At 61.4% G+C, this 24,433-nt stretch carries 32 protein-coding genes and 1 tRNA gene; 23 read left to right on the top strand and 10 right to left on the bottom strand.

What is annotated here, in order from left to right; genetic code table 11:
• Positions 1-53: 53 nt before the first annotated feature.
• From PMI07_RS27380 to PMI07_RS27365, 4 genes are all read left to right on the top strand, one after another.
• The gene (locus PMI07_RS27380) at positions 54-665 is read left to right on the top strand and encodes a transglutaminase-like cysteine peptidase (protein WP_007760053.1); all 612 of its coding nucleotides are present in this window, start codon (positions 54-56) and stop codon (positions 663-665) included.
• A gap of 247 nt (positions 666-912) precedes the next feature.
• The gene (locus tag PMI07_RS27375; protein WP_007760052.1) at positions 913-1,647 is read left to right on the top strand and encodes a hypothetical protein; all 735 of its coding nucleotides are present in this window, start codon (positions 913-915) and stop codon (positions 1,645-1,647) included.
• A gap of 279 nt (positions 1,648-1,926) precedes the next feature.
• Positions 1,927-3,375 (top strand): D-alanyl-D-alanine carboxypeptidase, encoded by a 1,449-nt coding sequence (locus PMI07_RS27370; protein WP_051484289.1) that lies wholly within the window; start codon positions 1,927-1,929, stop codon positions 3,373-3,375.
• Positions 3,376-3,462: 87 nt separating this feature from the next.
• The gene (locus PMI07_RS27365) at positions 3,463-3,732 is read left to right on the top strand and encodes a hypothetical protein (RefSeq protein ID WP_007774471.1); all 270 of its coding nucleotides are present in this window, start codon (positions 3,463-3,465) and stop codon (positions 3,730-3,732) included.
• A 37-nt stretch (positions 3,733-3,769) separates the two neighbouring features.
• Here the strand turns inward: PMI07_RS27365 and PMI07_RS27360 are convergent, their stop codons facing one another.
• Positions 3,770-4,207, bottom strand: coding sequence for a DUF1489 family protein (locus tag PMI07_RS27360; RefSeq protein ID WP_037088649.1), 438 nt, complete (start codon positions 4,205-4,207; stop codon positions 3,770-3,772).
• Positions 4,208-4,278: 71 nt separating this feature from the next.
• Positions 4,279-5,679: an L-serine ammonia-lyase gene (locus PMI07_RS27355; RefSeq protein ID WP_024164206.1), complete on the bottom strand. Its 1,401-nt coding sequence runs from the start codon at positions 5,677-5,679 to the stop codon at positions 4,279-4,281.
• Positions 5,680-6,210: 531 nt separating this feature from the next.
• Here PMI07_RS27355 and PMI07_RS27350 point away from each other — a divergent pair.
• On the top strand, positions 6,211-6,909 hold the full coding sequence (locus tag PMI07_RS27350) for a DUF599 family protein (protein ID WP_037088647.1): 699 nt from the start codon (positions 6,211-6,213) through the stop codon (positions 6,907-6,909).
• Between the two features lie 22 nt (positions 6,910-6,931).
• Positions 6,932-7,918, top strand: coding sequence for a DUF1624 domain-containing protein (locus PMI07_RS27345; RefSeq protein WP_007770765.1), 987 nt, complete (start codon positions 6,932-6,934; stop codon positions 7,916-7,918).
• A 15-nt stretch (positions 7,919-7,933) separates the two neighbouring features.
• On the opposite strand, the gene PMI07_RS27340 is transcribed toward PMI07_RS27345, so the two are convergent.
• Together PMI07_RS27340 and mgtE are read right to left on the bottom strand one after the other, a co-directional pair.
• Entirely contained in the window at positions 7,934-8,326 is a 393-nt protein-coding gene (locus PMI07_RS27340) for a MerR family DNA-binding transcriptional regulator (protein ID WP_007770768.1), read from the bottom strand.
• Between the two features lie 57 nt (positions 8,327-8,383).
• Positions 8,384-9,802 carry a magnesium transporter gene (gene mgtE / locus PMI07_RS27335; RefSeq protein WP_024164204.1) on the bottom strand — a complete coding sequence of 473 codons (1,419 nt, stop codon included), beginning with the start codon at positions 9,800-9,802 and terminating at the stop codon, positions 8,384-8,386.
• A gap of 207 nt (positions 9,803-10,009) precedes the next feature.
• On the opposite strand from mgtE, the gene PMI07_RS27330 reads away from it, so the two are divergent.
• From PMI07_RS27330 to PMI07_RS27320, 3 genes are all read left to right on the top strand, one after another.
• Complete coding sequence (locus PMI07_RS27330) at positions 10,010-10,501, top strand: peptide deformylase (protein ID WP_007758244.1); 492 nt, start codon at positions 10,010-10,012, stop codon at positions 10,499-10,501.
• 69 nt (positions 10,502-10,570) lie between these two features.
• Positions 10,571-10,828 carry a BON domain-containing protein gene (locus PMI07_RS27325; protein ID WP_007758252.1) on the top strand — a complete coding sequence of 86 codons (258 nt, stop codon included), beginning with the start codon at positions 10,571-10,573 and terminating at the stop codon, positions 10,826-10,828.
• Between the two features lie 75 nt (positions 10,829-10,903).
• Positions 10,904-11,395, top strand: coding sequence for a BON domain-containing protein (locus tag PMI07_RS27320; RefSeq protein ID WP_007758253.1), 492 nt, complete (start codon positions 10,904-10,906; stop codon positions 11,393-11,395).
• 15 nt (positions 11,396-11,410) lie between these two features.
• Here PMI07_RS27320 and PMI07_RS27315 read toward each other — a convergent pair whose 3' ends face one another.
• The 4 genes from PMI07_RS27315 to PMI07_RS27300 all read right to left on the bottom strand — a co-directional run bounded on the left by PMI07_RS27315 (position 11,411) and on the right by PMI07_RS27300 (position 13,478).
• Positions 11,411-11,833: an OsmC family protein gene (locus PMI07_RS27315; RefSeq protein ID WP_007758258.1), complete on the bottom strand. Its 423-nt coding sequence runs from the start codon at positions 11,831-11,833 to the stop codon at positions 11,411-11,413.
• Positions 11,834-11,991: 158 nt separating this feature from the next.
• On the bottom strand, positions 11,992-12,597 hold the full coding sequence (locus tag PMI07_RS27310) for a hypothetical protein (protein WP_007758259.1): 606 nt from the start codon (positions 12,595-12,597) through the stop codon (positions 11,992-11,994).
• A gap of 13 nt (positions 12,598-12,610) precedes the next feature.
• Entirely contained in the window at positions 12,611-13,072 is a 462-nt protein-coding gene (locus PMI07_RS35525) for a hypothetical protein (RefSeq protein WP_037088524.1), read from the bottom strand.
• A gap of 321 nt (positions 13,073-13,393) precedes the next feature.
• A tRNA-Leu gene (locus PMI07_RS27300) sits at positions 13,394-13,478 on the bottom strand.
• Between the two features lie 176 nt (positions 13,479-13,654).
• Here PMI07_RS27300 and lipB point away from each other — a divergent pair.
• The 14 genes from lipB (at position 13,655) to PMI07_RS27235 (ending at position 23,089) form a co-directional block, all read left to right on the top strand.
• Entirely contained in the window at positions 13,655-14,383 is a 729-nt protein-coding gene (gene lipB, locus PMI07_RS27295) for a lipoyl(octanoyl) transferase LipB (protein ID WP_007758260.1), read from the top strand.
• Between the two features lie 62 nt (positions 14,384-14,445).
• A complete protein-coding gene (locus tag PMI07_RS27290; RefSeq protein ID WP_007758261.1) occupies positions 14,446-15,366 on the top strand; it encodes a DMT family transporter in 921 nt (306 codons plus the stop codon).
• 157 nt (positions 15,367-15,523) lie between these two features.
• The gene (locus tag PMI07_RS27285; protein ID WP_155956660.1) at positions 15,524-16,165 is read left to right on the top strand and encodes a hypothetical protein; all 642 of its coding nucleotides are present in this window, start codon (positions 15,524-15,526) and stop codon (positions 16,163-16,165) included.
• 138 nt (positions 16,166-16,303) lie between these two features.
• A complete protein-coding gene (locus PMI07_RS27280; RefSeq protein WP_024164202.1) occupies positions 16,304-17,572 on the top strand; it encodes a hypothetical protein in 1,269 nt (422 codons plus the stop codon).
• 44 nt (positions 17,573-17,616) lie between these two features.
• A complete protein-coding gene (locus PMI07_RS27275; RefSeq protein ID WP_007760420.1) occupies positions 17,617-18,231 on the top strand; it encodes a GNAT family N-acetyltransferase in 615 nt (204 codons plus the stop codon).
• Between the two features lie 111 nt (positions 18,232-18,342).
• A complete protein-coding gene (locus PMI07_RS27270; protein WP_007760417.1) occupies positions 18,343-19,470 on the top strand; it encodes an S-(hydroxymethyl)glutathione dehydrogenase/class III alcohol dehydrogenase in 1,128 nt (375 codons plus the stop codon).
• Positions 19,471-19,556: 86 nt separating this feature from the next.
• Positions 19,557-19,745: a YegP family protein gene (locus PMI07_RS27265; RefSeq protein WP_007760415.1), complete on the top strand. Its 189-nt coding sequence runs from the start codon at positions 19,557-19,559 to the stop codon at positions 19,743-19,745.
• A 208-nt stretch (positions 19,746-19,953) separates the two neighbouring features.
• A complete protein-coding gene (locus tag PMI07_RS34550; protein ID WP_007760412.1) occupies positions 19,954-20,208 on the top strand; it encodes a type II toxin-antitoxin system ParD family antitoxin in 255 nt (84 codons plus the stop codon).
• 6 nt (positions 20,209-20,214) lie between these two features.
• Complete coding sequence (locus PMI07_RS34545; protein ID WP_197032568.1) at positions 20,215-20,514, top strand: type II toxin-antitoxin system RelE/ParE family toxin; 300 nt, start codon at positions 20,215-20,217, stop codon at positions 20,512-20,514.
• Positions 20,515-20,518: 4 nt separating this feature from the next.
• Entirely contained in the window at positions 20,519-20,971 is a 453-nt protein-coding gene (locus PMI07_RS27255) for a YaiI/YqxD family protein (RefSeq protein ID WP_037088520.1), read from the top strand.
• Between the two features lie 17 nt (positions 20,972-20,988).
• Positions 20,989-21,651, top strand: coding sequence for a DUF1345 domain-containing protein (locus tag PMI07_RS27250; protein ID WP_007760401.1), 663 nt, complete (start codon positions 20,989-20,991; stop codon positions 21,649-21,651).
• A gap of 18 nt (positions 21,652-21,669) precedes the next feature.
• Positions 21,670-22,506 (top strand): S-formylglutathione hydrolase, encoded by an 837-nt coding sequence (fghA, locus tag PMI07_RS27245; RefSeq protein WP_007760399.1) that lies wholly within the window; start codon positions 21,670-21,672, stop codon positions 22,504-22,506.
• A 41-nt stretch (positions 22,507-22,547) separates the two neighbouring features.
• Positions 22,548-22,826, top strand: a complete 279-nt coding sequence (locus PMI07_RS27240; RefSeq protein WP_007760397.1) for a hypothetical protein — start codon at positions 22,548-22,550, stop codon at positions 22,824-22,826.
• Entirely contained in the window at positions 22,823-23,089 is a 267-nt protein-coding gene (locus tag PMI07_RS27235) for a CopG family antitoxin (protein WP_007760395.1), read from the top strand. Before PMI07_RS27240 ends, PMI07_RS27235 begins: the two co-directional genes overlap by 4 nt.
• 3 nt (positions 23,090-23,092) lie before the next feature.
• Here PMI07_RS27235 and PMI07_RS27230 read toward each other — a convergent pair whose 3' ends face one another.
• Positions 23,093-23,581, bottom strand: a complete 489-nt coding sequence (locus PMI07_RS27230; RefSeq protein WP_007760393.1) for a hypothetical protein — start codon at positions 23,579-23,581, stop codon at positions 23,093-23,095.
• A gap of 57 nt (positions 23,582-23,638) precedes the next feature.
• Positions 23,639-24,430 (bottom strand): ATP12 family chaperone protein, encoded by a 792-nt coding sequence (locus PMI07_RS27225; RefSeq protein WP_024164201.1) that lies wholly within the window; start codon positions 24,428-24,430, stop codon positions 23,639-23,641.
• Positions 24,431-24,433: the final 3 nt, after the last annotated feature.

Below are 24,433 nucleotides of genomic sequence, written 5' to 3'. Positions count from 1 at the left end.
GGTCGATCAAACCCTGTCTGGCAGTGTTCTTCCCACAACGGGGAGACATAAAAATGAAGTACAGCAAGGGACTGGGCCTCGCCGCCATCACCGCCTTCGTGGCTATCTTTACCGCCGGAAGTTCGTTCGGCATGCCGGCCGGCTCGGTGCGCGTTCTCGGCCAGGCCAATCCGCCGCTCGGCCACTATGAATTCTGCAAGACCTATGTGAGCGAATGCGCTGCGACCTACAAGGACGCCGGCCCGCTGGTGCTGACAGAAGACAAGTGGCGCACGCTTCTGGACGTCAACTACACGGTCAATTCATCGATCACGCCGATGACCGATCAGGAAATCTATGGCGTCGAAGAGCGTTGGGCCTATCCCCGCACCGTCGGCGACTGCGAAGACTTCGTGCTTCTGAAGCGTAAGATGCTGATGGCGAAAGGCTTCTCGCCCTCCGACCTCTTGATCACCGTCGTGCTGCAACCGAATGGCGAAGGCCATGCGGTGCTGACAGTCCGCACTGATCGCGGCGACTTCGTGCTCGACAACATGCGCAACAAGGTCATGGTCTGGTCGGATACCGAATACACCTTCCTCAAGCGCCAGGCGAACGACGATCCCGCCCGCTGGGTCAAGCTCCAGGACGGCCGCGCCACCGCCGTCGGTTCGGTCGGCCAGTAACCCGCCTGCCCTCCCGGCAAAGCCGCGGCGATCCGAGCCGCGGTCATCGCGCGGGACTGCATATCTGCAGGCGAGCGATGAAGGGATCACCGGATCCGTGACCATTCCGGACCTAGCTTCATTTACGAAGCGTTAACCGTAACGATCCAGACTGCGGCCAAATCGCCTGGCCGCGTTTCCGTATCCGCATTCCTGTCCCATTCCGGCGCTGGCGAATTCCCTCTCGGTCGAGAACATGGAGCGCGTCATGGCAGGTCCAGCCCGGAACCTCTCGGCTGCAGAAGAAGCGCCCCTTCTCTCCAACCGTTTCGTCTATCGGCTGACGGCCATAGTCGCGGTTCTTGCGCTGTTGACCGCGGCGATCAGTATCGGCGGCCACTGGTTCGGCCAGCGCATCGCGCTTGCCGGTCATACCGACAGCCGGGAAGAATTCCTGGTCCGGATCGGCCAGGACAAGCTCAAGCTTCCGGCCAACACGATCCGCTTCCGCGACCAGCGTCAGGCAGGCGTCACCGAACGCGTCGACCTCTATCTCACCTGGCCGGAACTCGAAGGCTATAGCGCGGGCGTGCGGTCGCGCTTCGATGATGTCGCCCAGTCTTCCTCGTTGATTTTCCTGCAGTTATCCCAGAGTACCATGTCGCGCGACATGTCCGGCCGGCTGGAACCGATCTATTCAAAACTGTTCGACGGCGCGCCACAGCAGGCCGCCTTCGGACTGGCGCTTCATCGCCTGCGCGCCGATTCGGGCTACGGCAGCGAAGTCGTTCTGACCGGGCAGGTCGCCGGCGCACCGGATTACGTCGTGCGTTGCGTGCTGCCGGTCTCCGGAGACAAGGCGACCAGCGGCGACTGCCAGCGGGATATCCACATCGGACAGGACCTGACGGTGCTCTATCGCTTCTCCAGCGCGCTTTTGAAGGACTGGCAACATATTGATGCCGCAGTTCGCCTCTTTGTCGAAAACCGGCTGGTGAAATAGGCGGCCGCGGACGGGGCGGGTTCAAGGCCCGGGTTGATGTCTAAAATGCAGCATATCGAGGCAAGCTGCTGTTCATCATAAACCTCTTGGTAACGCTAATCTCCTAGATTGAGCGGTAACGGCCGTGGCGGGGGCGCGTCCGGATGTGTGACTAATGTGATGCAAGCGATGAGTGCGGCAGTGTCGAAAAAAATGATTTCTGCATCCCTTTCCAAGGGTGATGCGACGGTCCCGGGACGGTTCCTCGGTTTTCTCTTCACATTGGCTGTGACGATCTCGATGTTTTCGACGCCGGCGGCTGCCGGTCCGAAATACGCCGGCATCGTCGTCGACGCCAAGACCGGCAAGGTTCTCTATTCCGAGGATCCGGACGGTCTGCGCTATCCCGCGTCGCTCACCAAGATGATGACGCTCTATCTGACCTTCGAAGCACTTGAGTCGGGCCGTATAAGTCTCGAAACGCAGGTTCCGGTTTCGGCACACGCCGCTTCCGAGCCGCCTTCCAAGCTCGGCGTTCGTGCCGGCGGTTCGGTCTCGGTCGATCAGGCCATTCGCGCGCTCGTCACCCGCTCCGCCAATGACATCGCTACCGCGCTCGGCGAATTCGTCGGCGGCTCTGAGGAGCGCTTCGCCTCCTTGATGACCAGCAAGGCCCGCGCGCTCGGCATGACCCGCACCACCTATCGCAATGCCAACGGCCTGCCGAACACGGCGCAGATGACGACGGCACGCGATCAGGCGCGTCTCGGCATGGCTTTGCGTCAGCATTTTCCCCAGTATTACGGTTATTTCTCGATCCGCAGCTTCAATTTCGGCAGGCAGACGATCGGCAATCACAATCGTCTCGTCGGCACCGTCAGGGGCGTCGACGGCATCAAGACCGGCTATACCCGCGCTGCGGGCAGCAATCTTGCGACCTCGGCTCAGCTCGATGGTCGTTCGATCGTCGCCGTCGTGCTCGGTGGCCGCTCCAGTGCCGCCCGTGATGCGACGATGCGCAAGCTTGTTGCCGACTACCTTCCGGAAGCGTCCCGCGGTGGCAATAGCAACCTGATCGCCCAGGCCGCTCCCGCTGCCCCGGTCGCGCCCGCTCCTTCAGCGCCGGTCCGGGTCGCTCCGTCGGTTGCGGCGACGCAGTCCGACGTGCGCCAGATGGCGGCCTTCGATCTGCCGCCGAGCGGCCCGCTGCCAGGCGCCCGTTATGCCGAACAGCAGGTAGCGGCTCTGGCGCCTCCCGCGGCATCGGCCTATGCCGCTGAGCCGGAGCAGAAGAAGGTCATCACCCAGGCGATGAATTCGGCCATGGCAGGTGTTTCCGCCGTGCCGACGCCGGCTCCGGAATATATGCCGGCTCGCACCGAGGAGGCCGTGGCGCACCGTGCCGGCCGCTCGACCGTCGACGACGTAACGACCGCATCCACTAAGGTGTCCGCCGTGTCCGCGAAGGCCACCCAGTCCGCCGCGGCGGCCTCGATGGCCTCCAACGGCTGGGTCATCCAGATCGGCGCCTCGCCGAACCAGAAACAAGCTCAGGATCTCCTGCAGAATGCGCAGGATAAAGGCGGCAAGGTATTGCGTTCCGCCAAACCCTTCACTGTCGCCTACAGCAACAATGGCGAACAGATCTATCGTGCCCGCTTCGGCGGCTTCGACGACCAGAAGACGGCCATCGATGCCTGCAACGTGCTGAAGAAGAAGGGCATCAGCTGCTGGGCGTCGCTCCAGTGAGCGGCCTTTCCCGGCCCCCAAGGAAATGCCCGCGCCGATTTCTCGGCGCGGAGGGATCTCGAAAGTAACGCGTAGACGGGGTTTCCGATGATGATGAACGAAAACAGCGCCGAACTGGCCTTCAATCCGGCGCAAAAGCCCAGAGCAAAGGGCGTCGCCCTCAACCCGCTGCACGAGGCGGCCATGCGGCTTGCCGGTCTCGGCTTGAACCGATCCAAGGAAAAGACCCGCGACCTAGTCTCCATGCTGCTCAGCCACGGTGCACGTGCCTGGCGTCATTCCCAGCCGGAAGCCAATATCCACCTTCATATCGGCGTCCGCGCCGGCCGCGCGCCGGTTCGCATCAAGCTTCGCTGATCAGGATAAAGCAGGGCTGATCAGCCGAGCCTTGCCGTCATAGAAGTCCAAGCTCGGCGAGTTCCCGCCGCAGATCTTCTGGAAGCGCCGCAACGTCCTCGCCCAGTTTGCCGAGGTCCCGCGGCGCTTCTTCGTTTTTCAGATACCGCCATCCCTGGAAGGGTCGCTTCGGCTGCGGCGCAGTTTCGATGACCTCCGGCCCGAGCACTAGCTGGCAGCGCTGAATGCCGTCGCCGCCGGTGACCGTGCGGATGTCGAGCAGCTTCTGCCGCGCCATCACCTGCCCCTTGATCACCCAGTAGAGCGATCCGTCATCGAGCAGTTCGTCCATGCGCTTCGGCACCATGCGGGTCGTATGGATGCTGTGCGGTTCGAGGCCGGCGGCCATTGCGTTGAGCGAGCGCTCGGCGACCCAATCCTGGAGATCCTGGATGGAATCGGCACCGACGCAGAGTTTGATGAGATGAAGAGCCATGGCTTCGTTGAAAACCCATCGGTCCACAAGGTCAAGCCTTTGTGCCGGCCACTCCACAGTGACGCTGCGGCTCAGCACTCGACGACGTTGACGGCGAGGCCGCCGGTCGAGGTTTCCTTGTATTTCTCGCTCATGTCGTTGCCGGTCTGGCGCATGGTCTCGATACAGGCGTCGAGCGGCACGAAATGCGTCCCGTCGCCCTTGATGGCGAGCGAGGCTGCCGTGACCGCCTTGACCGCGCCGAGCGCGTTGCGCTCGATGCAGGGCACCTGCACGAGGCCCGCGATCGGATCGCAGGTCATGCCGAGATGGTGTTCCAGCGCGATCTCGGCGGCGTTCTCGATCTGCTCCGGCGAGCCGCCCATGACGGCCGCAAGCCCCGCCGCAGCCATGGCGGCGGCCGAGCCCACTTCGCCCTGACAGCCGACTTCGGCGCCCGAGATCGAGGCATTGTGCTTGATGATGCCGCCGATGGCGGCCGCAGTCAGCAGGAAGTTATGGACGTCTGCCTGCGTCGCGTCGTCGTGGAAATGCAGGTAATAACGCACCGTCGCCGGGATGACGCCCGCCGCGCCATTGGTCGGCGCGGTGACGACGCGCCCGCCGCCGGCATTTTCCTCGTTGACCGCCATCGCATAGACACTCAGCCAGTCGTTGGCGAGCAGCGGGTTCAGCCGGTTGCTGCGCCATTCCTCGTTCAGCTTGTCGTGGATCGCCCTCGCCCGGCGCTTCACCTTCAGCCCGCCCGGCATTATCCCGTCAACCTTTAGGCCGCGGTCGATACAGCTCGACATCGCCTCCCAGATGCGGTCGAGGCCGGCCTCGAGCTCTGCGGAACTCATCTTTGTTTCCTCGTTGGCCCGCTTCATCTGGGCGATCGTCAGGCCCGAACCGCGCGCCATGTCCAACATCTGCTTGGCGGATGCGAACGGATAGGGAATGCGCGAGTCGGCGGCCGTTTTCTTGGGCGTACGCATCGCGTCCAGCTCGGTGTCGGTCACCACGAAACCGCCGCCGATCGAATAGTAGATCCGCTTCAGCAGCAGCCGGTCGTACCGGTCGAAGGCGGAAAAGCTCATGCCGTTGGCGTGGCCCGGCAACGGCTGCTTCTTGTCGAAAATCAGGTCGGTCTTCGGCTGGAAGTCATAAGCGGGATGGCCGGGCGGCGCCACACGGCCCGTCCGCTCCACATCGGCGATGATCTCGTCCATCCGATCAGGATCGACCTTGTGCGGTTCCTCGCCGACGAGGCCCAGGATCACCGCCCTGCCCGTGCCATGGCCGATGCCGGTGAACGCCAGCGAACCATGCAGGCTCACCTTCAGCGCCGCGACATGCGCGCCGGTCGGCCGCGGCCAGTCATTGGACAGGATGAGCTCCAGGAACCGGTTGGCGGCCGACATCGGTCCCATCGTGTGCGAGCTCGAAGGGCCGATACCAATCTTGAAGACGTCGAAAACGGACAGGAACATGGGGATCCGTGCGGTAATGAGATGATGTCCAAGCCTATGTCAGACCGCCGCCATGCCTTGGCGGTTGCCCGACATCCGGTGAAACGGCCGCGACATGATCTTAAAATAGAAACGGCGCGGTACGAATACCACGCCGAGGACCGAAATTCCGGAATTTCACCGCGACAATCGGATCATGGGACGATCAGATGGCGCCGAGCAGATACGCGAGAGCCAAAACCCCTGCAAATCCCAGGAGCGCCTTGAAGGTCACGCCCCAGCAGGACTTCTGCGCCGTATCTTCCATGTGGTCTCCAGGTTCCTGCCGCATCGATCAACGTCCGCTCCGGATCGTCATCCCTAATGGTCTATTAAAATCCCGCCGCCTTCGCAATCCGGAAAATGGCGAAAACACGGCGGAGGCCTTTAAGTGGTCGCATTCGTAACGCCGCGCGCTGTTTGAGGTTCCATCCGGATGCATGAGGCTTGCCGCCGAAACCGAAACAAAGCATGACGGGACGGATCAAGACCGATTCCAGACCGGTGAAGCCTATGACGAACGCTGACTATATTGCGCTTGCCCTCTTTGCCGTCCTTTGGTCCCTCTATTCCTGGGTGACCGCCGGCTCCGGCTCGCGGCTCTTTCCGCGTGCCAGCCTCAACCGGGCGATGGCCGAACGGCGGAAGGAGTGGATCTACAATTCGCTCCGCCGCGACCTGAAGATGATTGACACTCAGATTTTAGCGGGCCTGCAGAACGGCACCGCCTTCTTCGCCTCCACGTCGATCTTCGCGATCGGCGGCTGTTTCGCGCTGCTGGGTGCCACCGAACAGGTCGAGGCGGTCTTCCGCGACCTGCCCTTCGTCGCTTACGGTGGCCGCACCGCCTTCGAACTCAAGGTCGCCGGGCTCACCTTCCTGTTCGGTTATTCCTTCTTCAAGTTCGGCTGGTCCTACCGGCTGTTCAACTACTGCACCATTCTCTTCGGCGCCCTGCCGATGATGCACGACACCCATGCCGACCGCGCCGCAGCCGAACGGGCGGCCGACCAGGTGGTGCGGATGAACACGATCGCGGCCGGCCATTTCAATTCGGGCCTGCGGGCGCTCTTTTTGTCGGTCGGCTATCTCGGTTGGTTCATTGGGCCCTATATGTTCATCGCCATGACCATTGTCGTGGTCGTCGTACTCACCCGCCGCCAGTATTTCTCCGAGGCCCGGCTGGCGATCATGGACCGCGGGACGCCCTGAAACTGATCCGGAAAGACAAGCAGTGACTGTTGCCGAAGCCCAGAACCCCGCCCCGCGCACGCCCCGCATCACGCTGATCGATACGCTGCGCGGCGTCGCCCTCATCGCCATGGCGACCTATCACTTTACCTGGGATCTCGAGTTTTTCGGTTATGTCGATCCTGGCACGGCGACCCAGGGCGTCTTCAAGGTCTATGCCCGCTTGATCGCCAGTTCCTTCTTGTTCCTGGCGGGCGTGAGCCTCGTCCTCGCGCACTTCCCGAAGATCCGCTGGCACTCCTTCTGGAAGCGTTTCGCCATGGTCGCGGGTGCGGCCCTCGCAATCAGCATCGCGACACTCATCGCCTTTCCGAGCGAGTGGATCTATTTCGGCATTCTGCACAATATCGCGCTGTCGAGCCTGATCGGCCTCGCCTTCCTGCGCCTGCCCCCGTTTCTGACCGGCGCGATTGTCGTTCTGGTCATCGCAGCGATGATCGTCGACTACAGCCTTTTGCCCGGCGCCCTGGATTCGGCCCTGTTCGACGCCCGTTACCTGAGCTGGCTCGGCTTTGCCGAGATCCCGCCCCGGTCGAACGACTATGTGCCGCTGTTTCCCTGGATCGCTGCCCTGCTGGCCGGGGTGACGGTCGCGCGCATCGCGTTATCGAGGAAATGGTTGCCGAGACTCGCGGCGGTCCAGACTGAGCCGAACCTGCTTTCCAAGGCCGGTCGCCACAGCCTGATCGTCTATCTCGTCCATCAGCCGGTGCTGATCGCGCTCGTCTATCTCTTTTCGCTCGTCCACCCCGCCCCGCCGCCGGACCCGCGGATCGGCTACGTCCGAAGCTGCGAAGCGGGATGCACCGGCCAGGGCAACGACCGCGGCCTCTGCCAGAAATTCTGCGGTTGCACGGCCGACAAGCTGATCGCCCAGTCGCTGATGACGCCGCTGCAATCCGGCACCATCGCCCCGCAGGACGAGCGGGTGCAGTCGCTCGCCGAGCAATGCTCGATCGAGGCGCAATAGCCGGATTGTGGGAGATCAGGTCCCGACGCCGATTTCCGCAAGCCGGGTCAGGCAGGCTTCCTCGACATTGTCGAGTTCCGTCAGCGTGTCGTCGATATCCTTGCGCTTCTGGCGCAGGTCGTTGCGCTTCTCGTCGAGGCGCGTCATCAGGAGCTTGAGCTGCCCCAGCTCTCCCGGTGGTTCCTTGTAGACCTGGATGATTTCGCGGATCTCGGCGATCGTGAAGCCGATCCGGCGGCCGCGCAGGATTTCCTGGATCAGCCGGCGATCCGTTGCCCGGAAAAGCCGCGTGCGGCCCCGGCGCTCGGGGTGGATCAGACCCTCGTCCTCATAGAAGCGCAGCGTGCGGGTCGAGACCCCGAATTCACGCGTCAGCTCCGTAATGCTATAATACTTGTTCACGATCATGTCCTGCTACTCGTCAGCCAAACTAATTGACTTTTACGTAACAGTCAATTTTTGAGCTCAGCTCGTCATGAACCACCAAGTCGCCAATCCCAGGAACGAGAAGAAACCGGTCGTATCGGTAATCGCCGTGACGAACACCGCCGACGATACCGCCGGATCGGCACCGGCCCGGTCGAGCAGCAGGGGGATCATGATGCCGGCCATGGCGGCCGCGAACATGTTGATCAGCATGGCGGTGGCGATCAGCCCGCCGATATGGACGTCGTGGAACCAGAGCCCCGCCACGGTGCCGACGAGACAGCCGATCACCACGCCGTTGATCAGCCCGACGCCAGCCTCGCGTCGCGCGACGCGCCAGGCATTGTGAATGTCGAGATTGCGGGTCGCGAGCGCCCGCACCGTCACCGTCATCGTCTGCGAGCCGGCATTGCCGCCCATGCCGGCAACGATCGGCATCAGGATGGCGAGTGCCACCACCTCTTCGATCGTCGCTTCGAACAGCGAGATCACCGAGGCGGAAATGAAGGCGGTGAACAGATTGACCAGCAGCCAGGGCACCCGCGACCGCGAAGTTTCCCGCACCGAGTCGGACAGTTCTTCGTCGCCGACGCCGGAGAGGCGCATGATGTCCTCTTCCGCCTCTTCCTGGATGACGTCGACCACGTCGTCGATGGTCAGAACGCCAACCAGCCGGCCGTTCTCGTCGACGACGGCGGCCGAGAGCAGGTCGTATTGCTCGAAGAGCCGGGCTGCCTCTTCCTGGTCCATGTCGGCCGGAATAGGGTAGTTCGTCTCCCGCATGATCGTCTCGATCTTCACCTGCCGCTTGGCGCGCAGGATGCGGTCGAGGTCGAGCACGCCGAGCAGCTTGAAGGTCGGGTCGATCACGAAGATCTGGGTAAAGCTCTCCGGCAGGTCCTCTTCGTCGCGCATGTAGTCGATCGTCTGGCCGACGGTCCAGAACGGCGGCACCGCGACGAATTCCGTCTGCATGCGGCGGCCGGCCGACTGCTCGGGATAGTCGAGCGCGCGGCGCAGCCTCACCCGCTCGGTGAACGGCAGTTGCGCGAGAATTTCTTCCCGGTCCTCGTGGTCGAGGTCTTCTAGAATGTAGACCGCGTCGTCCGAATCGAGTTCGCCGATCGCCGCCGCGATCTGCGCGTTCGACATCTGATCGACGATCTCCATGCGGATGTTTTCGTCGACTTCGGTCAGCGCAGTCAGGTCGAAATCGTCGCCGAGCAACCGCACGAGCGCATGGCGCTGGTCGGGCAGGATGGCTTCGAGCAGGTCGCCGAGTTCCGATTCGTGCAGGCGCGCCACGTGGCTGCGCAGGAAAAGCGTGTCGCGATCGGCGATTGCCGCCCCGACCATGGCCAGGAAGTCGGCGCGGATCGAGCCGTCCTCGGAATAGATGTCGTCACCGGCATCGTCGGTCTTTGTGCGCAGGCGGTCGTCCTCGCCGATATCGCTCATCTGCCGCCCTCGCTGCTGGTATTTGACAAAAGGAGAATGGCGGCAAAAAACATATTGTCAACAACCGGATAGCTGCACCCGGCGCTATTGCTCATGCCACCGTTTTTCCTGCTAGAACAATTGCCGCACCGGGTCCAGAGTGCGCTGCACGAGGATACTAAAACCGGCCTACCGGAACCTTAAGAAGCGGCGAGAGGAGTTCGAAAATTGGCCATCCGAACCATCCTGAAATATCCCGATCCGGGCCTGTCCACCTCCTGTGAACCGGTCACCATCTTCGACCCGAGCTTGACTGCGCTGGCCCACGACCTTCTCGATACGATGCGGGCAGCACCCGGCGTCGGCATCACCGCCGCGCATGTCGGCGTCTTCACCCGGCTCGTGGTGCTGGAACTGTCGAAGCAAAGCGGTCCGCGCTTCTACGCAAATCCGGAAATCCTGGTCTCTTCGGACGAGCTCATGCGGCATATGGAAGGCAGCGTCTCCATGCCCGGGGCAAACGACGAGATCGAACGCCCGAAAAGGATCCGGTTCCGCTATCAGGATCTCGACGGTGCCGTCCACGAAGAGGACGCCGAGGGCTTCTATTCCATCTGCATGCAGCACGAGATCGACCAGCTCGACGGGATCTTCTGGCTGAAACGGCTGTCCCGCCTGAAGCGCGATCGGCTGCTGCGCAAATGGGACAAGGGAAAATAAAAATCCCGGACCGAACCAAATCCGCGTTCGCCCGTTGTGAGGTCGCAAGCCCAGCGAGGAGCTACGACCATGAATGCGACAGCAGACAAGACCGCAGCCGAACTCGAACGACAAGTATCCGAGCGTCTGGCCACACTGCCGGACGTCGACTCATCGACGATCGAACCCCATGCCGAGGGAACCAAGGTTGTCCTCGAGGGTTCCGTCGATACCGTGTTCTCGGCCAGGAAGGCCGTATTGAGCGCGGAAACAGTGGATGGCGTACATGATGTCGAAAGCCATCTGACCCTGACGGGTAACAAGAATGGCGCATCCACGAGCCATTGAAGCGAAAACCCGGCGCACCAGCCTTTTGTGAATTGGGGGTGCGCCGGGTCCATTTTGGAATGACAGGAGGCGCTCGTGCCGGGCAAGAAAAAAGCTGACGATATTTCCCGCGAAGAAGATTTCCGCGACTACGATGACCGAAATATCGATGACGGCTGGCCCTATGACGACGCAACCGGCGCCCGCCCCGTCGACAATGCCGCCTATGGCGATCCCAAGGCTAATTTCGACGCGGAACGCAATCGTGGCTATCAGGTGGACAGCGTCGAGCGCGACGGCTCGGAAGAGCGGCTGGTCGATACCATTCGCCCGGGCACGAAGGGCATTGAAGAGGCCGACGATCTGGAAGAGCGGGTCACCGACGCGATCGAGGAACTCGATATGATCGACATGGCGTCGATCGACGTGCATGTGGAGGACGGCACCGTCACGCTCGAAGGCGCCGTCGACGATGCGGTGACCTCACGCAAGATCGCCCGCCGGATCCAGCGCGTCGCCGGCGTCCGCGAACTGGTCAACAACCTGCGCCTCGAAGGTGTCGACAGCCACATTCCCGACGACGACTAAGGGGCGTGCCGGCCCCTAACAGATCGTCAGCAAGATATCCGGCGAACTCTTCAGCGTATTGCTGACGGTGCAGATTTCCTCGGCAATATGGGCGATCTGCTTTTTTTCTTCGTCGTCGAACTCCCCTTCGACGCGGAAATCCACGATGAATTTGGTGATGCGCGACGGCCCTTCGTGGGCCTTTTCGCCTGTCACATGCACCCTCACCTCAGAGAGCCTCTCGAGGATGCCGAGCTTGCTCGCGGCGATCCGGCCGCTGAGCACCAGGCAGGCGGCAAGCGACGAGAACATCAGGTCGAGCGGATTGAAGCCGGGCTCGGAAGCGCCGGTGACCACGTCCACATGCCCGTTCGTCTCGCTCGTCACCTGGGGGTGACCGGTGCGTCCGAGGATGGCCATCGCGCCGATCGGCCGTGTCTTGATTTTCAGTTCGACCATGGGCTAGTCCTCGCCTTGCAGCACAGGTACAATGACGCAACTGAACCCTGATTACAGTCCGCACCAACGACGGACTGTGGGTTTCGGAAATCGGGTATGTGGAGGTGATCCAGTGACCGAAACGACGGGCTTCTGCCATCCATCAAACTAGCATTTCGTCAGGGTGTCCCCTTACCTTCACCATGTGTGGGGCCATTGTCCTCAGCATGTGCAAGGCGCATCGCGAACTCAGTGGATCTTGCAGCAAGGCGCTCGAGCTCGCTCCTGTCCCATTTTATTTCGGCATTATTCAAGCCTCTCAGGTCGATAAAGTATATGTGCGCAATGGGCTGGTTCTTCTCTAAGAGATTTTCTTCATCCAACATATTTTTGATTCCGAAACGTACCAGTTGGTACTTTTCTGTCATATTACCATAGTCAGGATCCAGCTTTCCAAGTGTCAACGAAAAGCCCTGTTCGATAAGCCTAGAGGAGGGCAGAAAATGTCCAACAACACCAGGGCAAAGGTGGAGGTACTCCTTGATTTCGACTATAGCATACTGATTAGGTTTGAAGGTAAAGTCGCCATGCTCGTTCAAGTCATGCGTAGGTGACTTCTGACGCTTGCCTGATACGCCAATTTTTCCTGGCACGATTACCCCGCCAGCCGTCAGAGGATAGTGCGCGAGTTTTAGACGCTTACTCTGAAAGCCAGAGATCGTGATTTTCTTCTGATCTTCGACAAGTGAAGTTATCTGCGCGTTATTAAGGACATTCCCGTACATGAAAGTCTCCCTATTAGAATGAACTGCGCGCCAATTCCGACAAGCGCTTAAGGTCAGCGACGTAGAAGATATCTGTTCCTCTGGCCGCGGGGACCGTTATGAATGCAGAAGCGAAACGGAAGACCCTGAGCGCAGAATCATTATCCAGCGCAACGATGTGAGGTGCAGAGGCACGGTAGATTGGCAGTGCTTCGCCTCTAAGTGCCACAACTTTGCATTCTACGGCTTCATGGCTCGTTTGGATTGCAGTGACGCGATCCAGCTCGTCAGCAATGACAGCTATCTCCAGCTGAGCTGCCCGTAGAGCATTCCGCGCCGCCACTCGGCTGTTAAAGAACGCGCTTGCCCAGGCCGCGCAAATCACTGCTGCAAAACCAACGAGTGCTGCGGGTATAGTGGCTGTTACTGAGCTTCCAAAATTGCCTGCCGCGATTGCCCGAAGGGACTCCGCGATGCTGTGTAGTTCAGTTTCCATTGTGGTCCCGACTCGCGTGCTTCAATCAGTAGAGCAGTTACGCAACCATTAGTCGAGTCTCTCCTGTTAAGAGAGCACGAACTAGGTCAGGCCCCAACCAAAAGCACGACGGTGATCACAATCCACGCCGGAGTTCGTCCGATCTGCCGTGATACAGTCACAGTCTTGCAGCTGCAGATGCGCTACCCGGCGCGTTGAGCGCTGGAACCTGCCAGGACTTGCTCTGTCGGGGATAGATTGGTCCAACGCCTCAGAAACGTTGACCAACAAAACAAGCACGCGTTGAAACGGCAACAAAAAACCCGGCCGAAGCCGGGTTCTTGGTGCGGTCGAGAAGACTCGAACTTCCACGTCTTGCGACACAGCGACCTCAACGCTGCGCGTCTACCAATTCCGCCACGACCGCATCGTGGTAGATGCCGACTTGCGCCGGCGGGGCTGCATGTAGCAAAAGCATTTGGGGTGCACAAGTGCGCCGTGACAGATTTTTGAAGGATAAAAATTCCAGGTCTGAATGCCTATATAAACCGGGCCGAAACCGGCCCCTTGCCGCACCCATTTGTTTTTGCCAGAAGATTTTCCATGCTTACACGCACCGACCTCAATCTGTCCATGCTGCCGCAAGCCGGTTCCCCGCCGGTGCGCTGGCGAATCTCCGATGGCCTGGTTCCATATGAAGATGCGGTAGCCGAGATGGAGCGCGAGGTGGCGGCGATCGCCGACGGTCGTGCCGACGAGCTCGTCTGGCTGCTCGAACACCCGCCGCTCTACACCGCCGGCACTAGCGCCAATTCCGCCGACCTGATCGAGCCGGACCGGTTCCCGGTGTTTTCCACAGGCCGCGGCGGCGAATATACGTATCATGGCCCCGGCCAGCGCGTGGCTTACGTGATGCTGGACCTCAAACGCCGGCGCCAGGACGTGCGCGCCTATGTGGCGGCGCTCGAGGAACTGGTGATCCGCACCCTCGACATGATGAACGTGCGCGGCGAACGGCGCGAGGACCGCGTGGGCGTCTGGGTGCGCCGGCCGGAAAAGCCGCTTCTGCCGGATGGTTCGATGGCGGAGGACAAGGTGGCCGCCCTCGGCATCCGCCTGCGCCGCTGGGTCAGCTTCCACGGCCTGTCCCTCAATGTCGATCCGGACCTCTCGCATTTCACCGGCATCGTGCCCTGCGGCATCAGCACTTACGGCGTGACGAGCCTCGTCGATCTCGGGCTTCCGGTGATGATGGCCGATGTGGACATGCGCCTGCGCGAAGCCTTCGAGGAAATCTTCGGCGCCACGGCCTCCGAGCCTGCAGCCGCCTGATCGCGGCTTGAACATTGCACACCGCTGTGGTTGAAGAACCCGGTTCCTAGAAAGTCCCGGGCATGCCCCCTTCCACACCTGAAAATCCGCTGAAGGGCATGGCCATCATGGCCACCTGCATGGTCATCCTGCCGCTGATGGATGCCATCGCCAAATACATGGCGACCTTCGAGTCGATGTCGCCCGGCCAGGTGACCTTCTACCGCTTCTTTTTCCAGCTCGTCTGCATCCTGCCGCTCGTCGTCTTCACGGGCGCTGCCATCTTCCGTCCGAAACGCCCCTGGATGAACCTGCTGCGCGGTGTGCTGCATGCGGCCGCCAGCCTGATGTTCTTCGCGGCGGTCAAATACATGCCGCTCGCCGATGTCTTCGCCATCTATTTCGTCGAGCCCTTCATGCTCACGATGATGTCGGCGATCTTTTTGCGCGAAAAAGTCGGCTGGCGGCGGTGGCTGGCGATCGTCGTCGGTTTCGGCGGCGCCATGATCGTTATCCAGCCGAGCTATGCGATCTTCGGCTGGACCGCGCTCCTGCCGGTCGCCTGCGCCTTCCTCTTCTCGCTCTACCTCTTCCTCAACCGCGCGATCGGCGAGGCCGATTCGCCGCTGGTGATGCAGACGATGGCAGGCGTCGGCGGCACGCTGTTCATGGCCGCAGCCCTGGTGATCGGGGATAGCGCCGGCGCCGAGGATTTTCTGCCGTCGCTCCCCGCCTCCTGGCTCGGTCTCGTCCTGCTGATTCTGCTCGGCTCGATCTCCGGCTATATGCACCTGCTCGTGGTGCGTGCCTTCCGGCTGGCGCCGCTGTCGCTGCTGGCACCCTTCCAGTATTTCGAGATCATCTCGGCGACGGTGCTCGGTTACGCCCTGTTCGGCGATTTCCCGACCGCTTCCAAATGGCTCGGAATCGCCATCATCGTTGCCTCCGGCCTGTTCATCATCTGGCGGGAACGTTCCAAATCGACGCAGGTCGAAGCGGTTTGACGGCTTTGTTTTCCGCCGGTTAACCGCGCTTCTTGTCTGCCCCTCAACTTCTCTCATTTATCCCCCACATTCAGTTTCATGATGAAACGGAGAAAAGAAGATGAGCGGGTTCCGCTTTTCTTTTCCGGCATGTGTCATCGCCGGGAAGGGTCGGATTGTGACCGACGATATTTTGATGCTGCGCAAATACGCGTTCCCGGATGGCATTCGCTCCTCCGAAGACGCTCTCGCCCTGTTTGCGCTGAATGATTCCTGTCCCGAACCGAGCCCCGAATGGTCGACCTATTTCGTCGAAAGCCTGGCGGTGTATCTCACGCCGACGGGGCGCATCGATGACGCCAAGGCCGCATGGCTGATGCGCACGATCGCTGCCGACGGAGCCGTTCATTCGGCGCTGGAGCTCGAATTGCTGCTGCATGCCATGGAAGTCGCCTCCGACGTGCCGGAAAGCCTCTCGGCCTTTGCACTCGACCAGATCCGCCTGGCCTTCGAGCCCGGTGCGCGCGGCGCCTATCATGCCGCCCGCCCGGCCTCTGCCGGCATCACCGCCTACGATCTCACCTATGTCTGGCGGGTGCTGCGCGGCGCGATGGAACGGGGCCGGCTGATGCTCTCGCCGCTCGAAGCGCTCGTCCTGCGCGAGATCGACGAGATGGCCGATCCTGAAGCCCATCATCCCGCCTGGCGGGAGATGATCGCGGCTGTGGTGACCTACGAACGACCGAAGGAAGTGCTGCGCTCCGGTCCCTGGCTGGTGACCGATGCCGGACATAGCCTGACGGAAGAGGCGGCGGCCTGACGAACCGTCGGGTAGTAACACCTCGCTCGGCTGTTCATTCGCATTTGAGCGATTGGCTAAACCGTGCGGAAAATCAATCGCCTTAATGGTGTCCGGGATGATCGGCCGATCGCAAGCCGAAAGGCTCCGGAGGTCGACATGATGCCCATTGTTTCCGCCGTCCTGTTGCTGACGATCAATCTCGGCCTGCTCTGGCTGCTGATGGCGGCACCTGTCGGCCGCCGCACCATCACGCTGCATCGGACGCTCGAAGTCTCTCCGGAGCGCCTCTGGAGCGCCTTTCATCCCGGCGGCGAGGAGGCGAGCTGGAACCCCTCGATCCTGTCCTCGAAGCCGGAAAAGAACCGCGGCGGCATCGAGATCGCCTACAGCCATCCCGACCGCCACGGTGCACCGATCCGGCGGATCTTCAAGGTGGAGGAGAATGTCGATCGTGTCCGGCACAGTTACGAGAGCCATGCACGTGTGATCGACGACACCGCGCTCGACATTTCCTTCTGGCGCAATTTCGAGGAATACCGCGCCGTCTCGGCGGCGTCAGGCGGCTCCACGCTGATCCTTGCCCAGACGGATACCTATCGCGGCCTGGCAGGCTACCTGCTCCGCTATTTCATGATCCGCCGCGAGCTTTCGTCGCTGACCGCCTGGCTGGAGAGCGGCCGGCCGAAGGCGGGCGGCCTGATCGAGCACCCGGTGACCCAGATATGTCTAGCCCTCCTGTCGACGCTGCTGCTCTGGCCCTTCTTCGGGCTCACGGCCGGCGGTCTGACGATCTCCATAATCCTGACCCTGGTCATCGTGCTGCACGAACTGGGGCACATGGCGGCCTATCGCGCCTTCGGGCACGAACGGGTCAGGATGATCTTCGTACCGCTTCTCGGAGGCATCGCCATCGGCGGTCGGCCGTACAACAGCCGCTTCGAGGTCGCCACCTGCGCGCTCATGGGCGCAGGCATGTCAGCCTTCCTCGTCCCCGTGGTGATTTCCGTCCACGAATTCTCAGCCACCCGCGTGTTTCCTTCATCCCTGGGGGAACCGGCGCTGGTCTTCCTGCTGGTCCTCGGCGCCTTCAACCTTCTCAATCTTCTGCCCATGTACCGCTTCGACGGCGGCAAGGTCCTGAGGCAGATCTTTCCGACCCGCAGCCTGCTGGTCGCCGGCAGTTTCGGCATCACGCTGCTGATGCTCTGGGTCGGTTACCGAATCGGCCTGTCGTCCACCGCGCTGATCGCCGCGCTCTCTGTCTTCACGCTGATGAGCCTGATGGGCTTCTCGTCGGTCAAGCCGCGCGAAAGCCTGGACCCCATGCATCCCGGCGAGCGACTGATGGCCGGCCTCGGCCTGTATGCCGCGGTCGCCATCCATTCCTACGGTCTCGTCTACGCCTGCGATCGCCTGTTCGGTTGATTTGCCTCGGTTGACAGGCGAACCGGAAACGGCTCCATAAGCGCATGACCGAGCACCTGATCCTTCCCGACGGCTATTCATTCGTTCCTCCCGGCAAGATCGCCAATGTCGAGACGCGTCTGGAAATGCTGGCAAGACCAGCTGAAAAAGCGCCGCATCCGCCCGCGGAATCGCTTTCGCTGCAGCGCTTGCATTCTCCTTCGATTGCCGACTATCGGGCGCTCTTCCGCGCTGTCGGAGAGGAATGGATGTGGGTTTCCCGGCTGGAGATGGAAGAAGAGAAGCTCACCGCGATTCTCTCCGAGCCGCTCGTCGAGATATATCGGTTGACGGATGATGGCCGGGAGATCGGCATGCTGGAATTGGATTTCCGGGAAGCGGGCGAATGCGAACTGACCTTCTTCGGCCTGGTGTCCGATGCCATCGGCAAGGGCGCCGGACGCTTCATGATGAACCATGCAATCGAGCTGGCCTGGAGCCGGCCGATCCGACGTTTCTGGGTGCATACCTGCACCCATGATTCGCAGGCTGCCTTGCCGTTCTACTGCCGCTCCGGCTTCGTCCCCTATGCGACGCTGGTCGAAGTCAGCGACGATCCCCGCCTGACGGGTCTCGTGCCCCGTCACGTCGCGCCGCATGCGCCCTTGATCGAACCCTGACCGCCCTCGCCGAATTGCGACACACGGCAATCTTTTCCGGGTTGAGCGGTCACGCCGGACCGTGCAAAAGTCCCGCACCGAACAGTTTTTAAAAGCACCAGGGAGAACATCATGGATGTCCGCGCCGCCGTCGCCGTTCAGGCCGGCAAACCGCTCGAAGTCATGACCGTACAGCTCGAGGGCCCGCGCGCCGGCGAAGTGCTCATCGAGGTGAAGGCGACCGGCATCTGCCATACGGACGATTTCACTCTGTCAGGGGCCGATCCGGAAGGCCTGTTCCCGGCGATCCTCGGCCATGAGGGCGCCGGCATCGTCGTCGACGTCGGTCCTGGCGTCACTTCGGTGAAGAAGGGCGACCATGTCATTCCGCTCTATACGCCGGAATGCCGCGAATGCCCGTCCTGCCTGTCGCGCAAGACCAATCTCTGCACCGCGATCCGCTCCACCCAGGGCCAGGGCCTGATGCCCGACGGCACCTCGCGCTTCTCGATCGGCAAGGACAAGATCCACCACTACATGGGCTGCTCGACCTTCGCGAACTACACCGTCCTGCCGGAGATCGCGGTCGCCAGGATCAACCCCGACGCCCCCTTCGACAAGGTCTGCTATATCGGCTGCGGCGTGACGACCGGCATCGGGGCGGTCATCAACACCGCCAAGGTGGAGATCGGCGCCACCGCCATCGTCTTCGGCCTCGGGGGCATCGGCTTGAACGTCATCCAGGGCCTGCGGCTTGCTGGTGCCGACATGATCATCGGCGTCGACCTCAACAACGACAAGAAGGCCTGGGGCGAACGCTTCGGCATGACCCATTTCGTCAATCCGAAGGAAGTCGACGGCGATATCGTGCCTTACCTCGTCAACCTGACGAAGCGCGGCGCCGATCAGATCGGCGGCGCCGACTACACGTTCGACTGCACCGGCAATACCAAGGTCATGCGCCAGGCGCTCGAAGCCTCGCATCGCGGCTGGGGCAAGTCGGTGGTGATTGGCGTTGCCGGCGCCGGCCAGGAAATCTCCACCCGCCCGTTCCAGCTGGTCACCGGCCGCACCTGGATGGGCACCGCCTTCGGCGGCGCCCGGGGCCGCACCGACGTGCCGAAGATCGTCGACTGGTACATGGAGGGCAAGATCGAGATCGATCCGATGATCACCCACACGATGCCGCTCGAAGACATCAACAAGGGTTTCGAGCTGATGCATGGCGGCGAATCGATTCGCAGCGTAGTGATCTATTGAGCGCGGTATCGGTGCTTTCCGGAAACGCGCTTCATTGCTGCAAATAAGTCCACGATTTCAACTCCGATGAATGGGAGATGCAGAAGATGTACAAATTCGAAATTTATAAGGACAAGGCCGGAGAATACCGTTTCCGCTTCAAGGCTCCGAACGGTCAGGCCATGTTCTCGTCCGAAGGTTATTCGGCCAAGGCTTCCGCCGTGTCGGCCATAGAATCCATCAAGAAGAACGCACCCGGCGCGACGGTCGACGACCAGACGACCGCCGTAGCCTGATACCGATTCCGGCGCGCAGCCCGCCGGGTCGGGCTGCGCTGCCTGCCCCTTCCAGCACGTCACCGGCCGCACCGAACGTCGTTGACGGGTACACGGAGGGCGCAGCGTGGTGATCTACTGCTTCCCGCCTCGGGGAGCGGAGGCTCCTCCCTAGCCTTACCGGCGCGGAGTTGATAAATTAGCTTGAACCGTCGTTCGAGGAGCCACCATGCCCCCAGCATCCGCCGTATCATTGACACCGCAGCAGCAGGATCTGATCGACCAGCTGGTTCGATCAGGACGGTTCGATGGTGCCAACGACGTCGTCGCGACCGGCCTGCGGCTTGTCGCGGAGCGGGAAAAGGAAGCCTCGGCCTTTATCGCCAGCTTGGAAGAGGGGATTGAAAAAGGCCTTAAGAGCGGCAACGCCCTTCCGATGGAATCTGCTGAGGAACTGCTCGCCAGTTTCCGCCAGCGGAAATAATTGCCAGTGGGACAGATCAGTCGCCGTCCACAATTCATCGAAGACCTCCGTGAAGTGTGGGATTTTATTGCGAAAGACAGCCAAGATCAGGCTGATGCATTCATTCTTCAGCTTGAGAAACGCTATCAAAACCTCGCCGACAATCCGCATCTGGGTGTTCGACGTTTTCCGAAATACCCGACGATGCGCATGTTTCCGTTCCGGAAATACATCATTATTTACCATCCTTTCGCCGATGGCTCGGGCGTAGAATTGATCCGTCTCCTTCATGCGGCTAGAGACTATCATCGTTATTTCGATGATTGAGCCTATGCCAAAAATCTATGTCGATGCCGATGCCTGCCCGGTCAAGCCCGAGATCCTTAAGGTCGCTGAACGCCACGGCCTGGAAGTGACCTTCGTCGCCAATTCCGGGCTTCGTCCCTCCCGCGATCCGATGGTGCATAACGTCATCGTCTCGGCGGGCTTCGATGCCGCCGACAACTGGATCGCCGAACGCGCCGGACCCTCCGATATCGTCGTCACCGCCGATGTGCCGCTTGCCGTGCGTTGTGTTGCGGCAGGCGCGCTGGTGACCGGCCCGACGGGCCGCGTCTTCGACGAGACCAATATCGGCATGGCGAGCGCCATGCGCGATCTTGGGGCACATTTGCGGGAAACCGGCGAGAGCAAAGGCTACAACGCCGCCTTTTCGCCGCGCGACCGGTCGAAATTCCTGGAAACGCTGGACAGGCTCTGCCGCCGCGCCAAATCAGCCACGTGAGCGATTGGAAAACCCGGATGCCGAGCGCCTGGCACAAACTCAACTATCACCGGCATGGGCCTTTCTTCGCCGGGACGCTCGCTTCGCTCGCCTGCCTGCCGTTCCTGATCTTCTATGTGCCGGAGCTTGCACCCGGCATCACGGTCATCCTCTTCTTCCTGATCTACCTCGTAATGATGGCTGTGCGCATCCCGAAACTCGACGGCGGCACGCTACGCGGCAAGGGGCAGAACGACGACGAACCGGCACCCGTCATCCTCGCCGTGACCTTGCTTGCGGTCGCCGCTGCGGTCATTTCGCTGTTCGAGGCGCTGAACCGCTCGCAACCGGCGAGCCTTGTCGTCGTCGCGCTTGCCTTCGCGTCGGTCGTGCTCGGCTGGCTGACCATCCACACCATGTTCGCCATGCATTACGCCCATCTCTTCTGGCGGCCGGAAGAGCAGGCTCAGGAGAACGAGGCAAGGCGCGGCGGCCTCGATTTCCCCGAGACCAACGAACCCGGCGCCTATGATTTCCTCTATTTCGCCTTCGTCATCGGCATGACCGCCCAGACGTCGGACGTCCAGATCACCACGACCGACATGCGCCGCATCAACCTCCTGCACGCGGTCGTGTCCTTCTTTTTCAACACTGTCCTTGTTGCCGCGGCCGTCAATGCCGTCGTGTCGATGGGAACCTGATACCCTTGAGGAGCACCGATGAAGGTCCTTTCCCAGAACACCGCCTTCGGCGGCATGCAGGGCGTTTTCATGCACGAATCCGAAGCCTGCAAATGCGAGATGACCTTCGCCGTCTTCGTGCCCCCGCAGGCGATCAAAGCGCCCTGTCCGGTTCTCTGGTACCTCTCCGGCCTCACCTGCACCCATGCGAACGTCATGGAAAAGGGCGAATACCGGCGGATGGCCGCCGAACTCGGCCTCATCATCGTCTGCCCGGATACCAGCCCGCGCGGCAATGACGTGCCCGACGAAATTACCAACTGGCAGATGGGCAAGGGCGCCGGCTTCTATCTCGACGCCACGGAAAAGCCCTGGGCCGAACACTACCAGATGTACACTTACATCACCGAGGAACTGCCGAATTTCGTCAGCCAGCATTTTCGCATGGACATGGACCGCCAGGGCATTTTCGGCCATTCCATGGGCGGCCACGGCGCCATGACGATCGCGCTGAAGAACCCGGCGCGATTCAAAAGCTGCTCCGCCTTCGCCCCGATCGTCCAGCCCTCGACCGCCGACTGGTCGGCCCCCGCCTTCGAGAAATATCTGGGCGCGGATCGCGCCGCCGCTTGGCGGCAATACGATGCCTGCGCGCTGGTCGAAGACGGCGCCCGTTTCCCGGAATTCCTGATCGACCAGGGCAAGGCGGACGGTTTCCTGGAAAACGGCCTGCGGCCCTGGCTGTTCGAAGAGGCGGCCAAGGGAACGGATATCGACGTGACGCTACGTCTGCACGAGCGCTACGACCACTCCTACTACTTCATCTCGACCTTCATGGACGACCACCTGCGCTGGCACGCGGAGCGGCTGTCATAGGCGCTTGATCAACAATAGTCTCGGATATATATTCCATATGCATGGAGATTCACTGGTCGGACGAAAAGAATGATCTTCTCAAACAGAAGTTCGGTTTCGGCTTCGAGAGGATCGTGATCGCCTTGAGTGAGGGCATGCTCCTTGATGACCGCCGCCACGTGAATATCGAGCGGTATGCGCATCAGCGTCAATTGGTCGTGGAAATCGAAGGCTATGCCTTTATAGTGCCATATGTCGAAACGGAGGGAGGGGTTTTTCTGAAAACCTTTTTCCCCAGCCGCAAGGCAACCCGAGACTATGTGAAGGGTGAGAAGCCGTGAGCAAGAGCAAACTTGGCAGTGAACTGAGCGAGCAGGAAATCATCGTGCTCTCGGAGACCGACGAATGGGTGCCGGTTGGTGAAATCAAAGAACGCAAACGTCTCTGGCAGGATGCTGCGCGCAACGCGATCGACGGCAAGCGGCAGAGGATTTCCATTTCCATTCCGGAAAGAGATCTCGCGCGCCTGAAAGCCAAGGCGCTTGAACAGGGCATGCCCTATCAGACGCTGATCAATTCGATCCTGCACAAATACGTGTCCTAACTCTTACGGAAACAGCGCGGCCGCCATGGTTGGCCGCCGCGTTCCGTCGAGGCGGAATTCGCTGGCGATGCGGTCGGCGATCTTCTCGGCGAGGTCACGGTCCGCGGTATCTCCGTCCAGCAGGAAGATCGACGTCTTGAACGTCCCCCTGGCGATCGGTTCGCCGCTGTTGACCGAAATCGCCTGCACCGTCACCTTCGCCTCATGCCGGCTGCCGATCAGCATCGGCATATGCGACATCTCGTCGATACGCACCGAGATGATCGTCCGCGGTAGGGCGATCGACCGGACGGTCGCCCGGATCGCCTCGTCGACCAGCATGTCGGTGGCGATCACCAATCCCTTCGGCACGTCCGGCCGCGCGGTCACGAAGGCGCCGCGCACGTCATAGAGAAGCTTCTCCTGCGCCGTGTTTGCCTGTTCCAGACGGAACGACATCAGCGGCAGGGCCGTCAGCACGATGAAAGCAAAACGAAAAAGGCGACGGAACATGAAGGAACCCGCAAAACGGCACCTTCCGATGTTCCACCGAACACGGTTAGAGAACGATTAAGCCGAGGGCTTCAAGGCAAGAAAAGTTTCGGTCGCCGCCCGCATTTCCTCGAGCCGCTTGGCCCGGCGATGTTCGGCCTCGGCATCCGTGCCCCAGTGCTCGTTGGTCCAGTCCTCGTCGAGATGGGCAAGCGCCCAGGCCTCGTCGGCGGTAAGCCGGCCCTCCGCAAACGCAAGCGCCAGGATCGCCGAACCGGTGAGCGTCGTTACCGTGTGCAGCACCGCGAGTTCGATCGGCGTATCGTATTTCTTCAGCGTCACAGCAAAGGCGGCTGTCGCCTCCTTGGGCTGTTCCTGCGGCATCACGCCCTCGACCAGGATGAAGCGCGCCCCAAGGTCGTTCGCAGCCCAGTCGACGATCGGGTCCCAGAGATCGTTCTGGCGTGCCACCAGGTTTTCCGGTGCTTCGGCGCGGTAGCAGAGCAAGTCGCTTGAGGAGAACCGCAGGATGTCCTCGAACACCGCTTGGCGATCTACCGCGATGCCGTCGATCGCCGTGTTGACGAGCCGCGTCACCGGCATGTTGCCGGGATCGATCACCTCCACCTGGTTTGCCCATTCGTCGCGGATCAGTTCGGCAAGCCGGGCGGTCGGTGCCACGAGCCCGTTCTTGGCAGGCGTCCTGACCAGCCGGCCGTCGAGATGGATGGCATGGCCGCCCTCGCCTTCGGCAACCGACACTTCCTTGTAGAAGCGTTTCGGCAGCGGCTTGTGCATCTGGATCTGCGCCCGCCGCGTCGGGTCGGGATGGCTCAGCGCTTCGGAAGGATCGGGAAACATGTCACGCATGGA

It is taken from the genome of Rhizobium sp. CF080 (genome assembly GCF_000282095.2).
GTDB lineage: Bacteria > Pseudomonadota > Alphaproteobacteria > Rhizobiales > Rhizobiaceae > Neorhizobium.
The sequence above is the reverse complement of the archived record's forward strand: the minus strand, read 5'-3'. Positions and strand labels throughout refer to the sequence as shown.

Excerpts from the sequence above, each read along its gene's own strand:
- PMI07_RS27380 (WP_007760053.1), top strand. The coding sequence starts at position 54 with ATGAAGTACAGCAAGGGACTGGGCCTCGCCGCCATCACCGCCTTCGTG.
- PMI07_RS27375 (WP_007760052.1), top strand. The coding sequence starts at position 913 with ATGGCAGGTCCAGCCCGGAACCTCTCGGCTGCAGAAGAAGCGCCCCTT.
- PMI07_RS27370 (WP_051484289.1), top strand. The coding sequence starts at position 1,927 with ATGTTTTCGACGCCGGCGGCTGCCGGTCCGAAATACGCCGGCATCGTC.
- PMI07_RS27365 (WP_007774471.1), top strand. The coding sequence starts at position 3,463 with ATGATGATGAACGAAAACAGCGCCGAACTGGCCTTCAATCCGGCGCAA.
- PMI07_RS27360 (WP_037088649.1), bottom strand. The coding sequence starts at position 4,207 with ATGGCTCTTCATCTCATCAAACTCTGCGTCGGTGCCGATTCCATCCAG.
- PMI07_RS27355 (WP_024164206.1), bottom strand. The coding sequence starts at position 5,679 with ATGTTCCTGTCCGTTTTCGACGTCTTCAAGATTGGTATCGGCCCTTCG.
- PMI07_RS27350 (WP_037088647.1), top strand. The coding sequence starts at position 6,211 with ATGACGAACGCTGACTATATTGCGCTTGCCCTCTTTGCCGTCCTTTGG.
- PMI07_RS27340 (WP_007770768.1), bottom strand. The coding sequence starts at position 8,326 with ATGATCGTGAACAAGTATTATAGCATTACGGAGCTGACGCGTGAATTC.
- mgtE (WP_024164204.1), bottom strand. The coding sequence starts at position 9,802 with ATGAGCGATATCGGCGAGGACGACCGCCTGCGCACAAAGACCGACGAT.
- PMI07_RS27325 (WP_007758252.1), top strand. The coding sequence starts at position 10,571 with ATGAATGCGACAGCAGACAAGACCGCAGCCGAACTCGAACGACAAGTA.
- PMI07_RS27315 (WP_007758258.1), bottom strand. The coding sequence starts at position 11,833 with ATGGTCGAACTGAAAATCAAGACACGGCCGATCGGCGCGATGGCCATC.
- PMI07_RS27310 (WP_007758259.1), bottom strand. The coding sequence starts at position 12,597 with ATGTACGGGAATGTCCTTAATAACGCGCAGATAACTTCACTTGTCGAA.
- PMI07_RS35525 (WP_037088524.1), bottom strand. The coding sequence starts at position 13,072 with ATGGAAACTGAACTACACAGCATCGCGGAGTCCCTTCGGGCAATCGCG.
- lipB (WP_007758260.1), top strand. The coding sequence starts at position 13,655 with ATGCTTACACGCACCGACCTCAATCTGTCCATGCTGCCGCAAGCCGGT.
- PMI07_RS27290 (WP_007758261.1), top strand. The coding sequence starts at position 14,446 with ATGCCCCCTTCCACACCTGAAAATCCGCTGAAGGGCATGGCCATCATG.
- PMI07_RS27280 (WP_024164202.1), top strand. The coding sequence starts at position 16,304 with ATGATGCCCATTGTTTCCGCCGTCCTGTTGCTGACGATCAATCTCGGC.
- PMI07_RS27275 (WP_007760420.1), top strand. The coding sequence starts at position 17,617 with ATGACCGAGCACCTGATCCTTCCCGACGGCTATTCATTCGTTCCTCCC.
- PMI07_RS27270 (WP_007760417.1), top strand. The coding sequence starts at position 18,343 with ATGGATGTCCGCGCCGCCGTCGCCGTTCAGGCCGGCAAACCGCTCGAA.
- PMI07_RS27265 (WP_007760415.1), top strand. The coding sequence starts at position 19,557 with ATGTACAAATTCGAAATTTATAAGGACAAGGCCGGAGAATACCGTTTC.
- PMI07_RS34550 (WP_007760412.1), top strand. The coding sequence starts at position 19,954 with ATGCCCCCAGCATCCGCCGTATCATTGACACCGCAGCAGCAGGATCTG.
- PMI07_RS27255 (WP_037088520.1), top strand. The coding sequence starts at position 20,519 with ATGCCAAAAATCTATGTCGATGCCGATGCCTGCCCGGTCAAGCCCGAG.
- PMI07_RS27250 (WP_007760401.1), top strand. The coding sequence starts at position 20,989 with ATGCCGAGCGCCTGGCACAAACTCAACTATCACCGGCATGGGCCTTTC.
- fghA (WP_007760399.1), top strand. The coding sequence starts at position 21,670 with ATGAAGGTCCTTTCCCAGAACACCGCCTTCGGCGGCATGCAGGGCGTT.
- PMI07_RS27240 (WP_007760397.1), top strand. The coding sequence starts at position 22,548 with ATGGAGATTCACTGGTCGGACGAAAAGAATGATCTTCTCAAACAGAAG.
- PMI07_RS27230 (WP_007760393.1), bottom strand. The coding sequence starts at position 23,581 with ATGTTCCGTCGCCTTTTTCGTTTTGCTTTCATCGTGCTGACGGCCCTG.
- PMI07_RS27225 (WP_024164201.1), bottom strand. The coding sequence starts at position 24,430 with ATGCGTGACATGTTTCCCGATCCTTCCGAAGCGCTGAGCCATCCCGAC.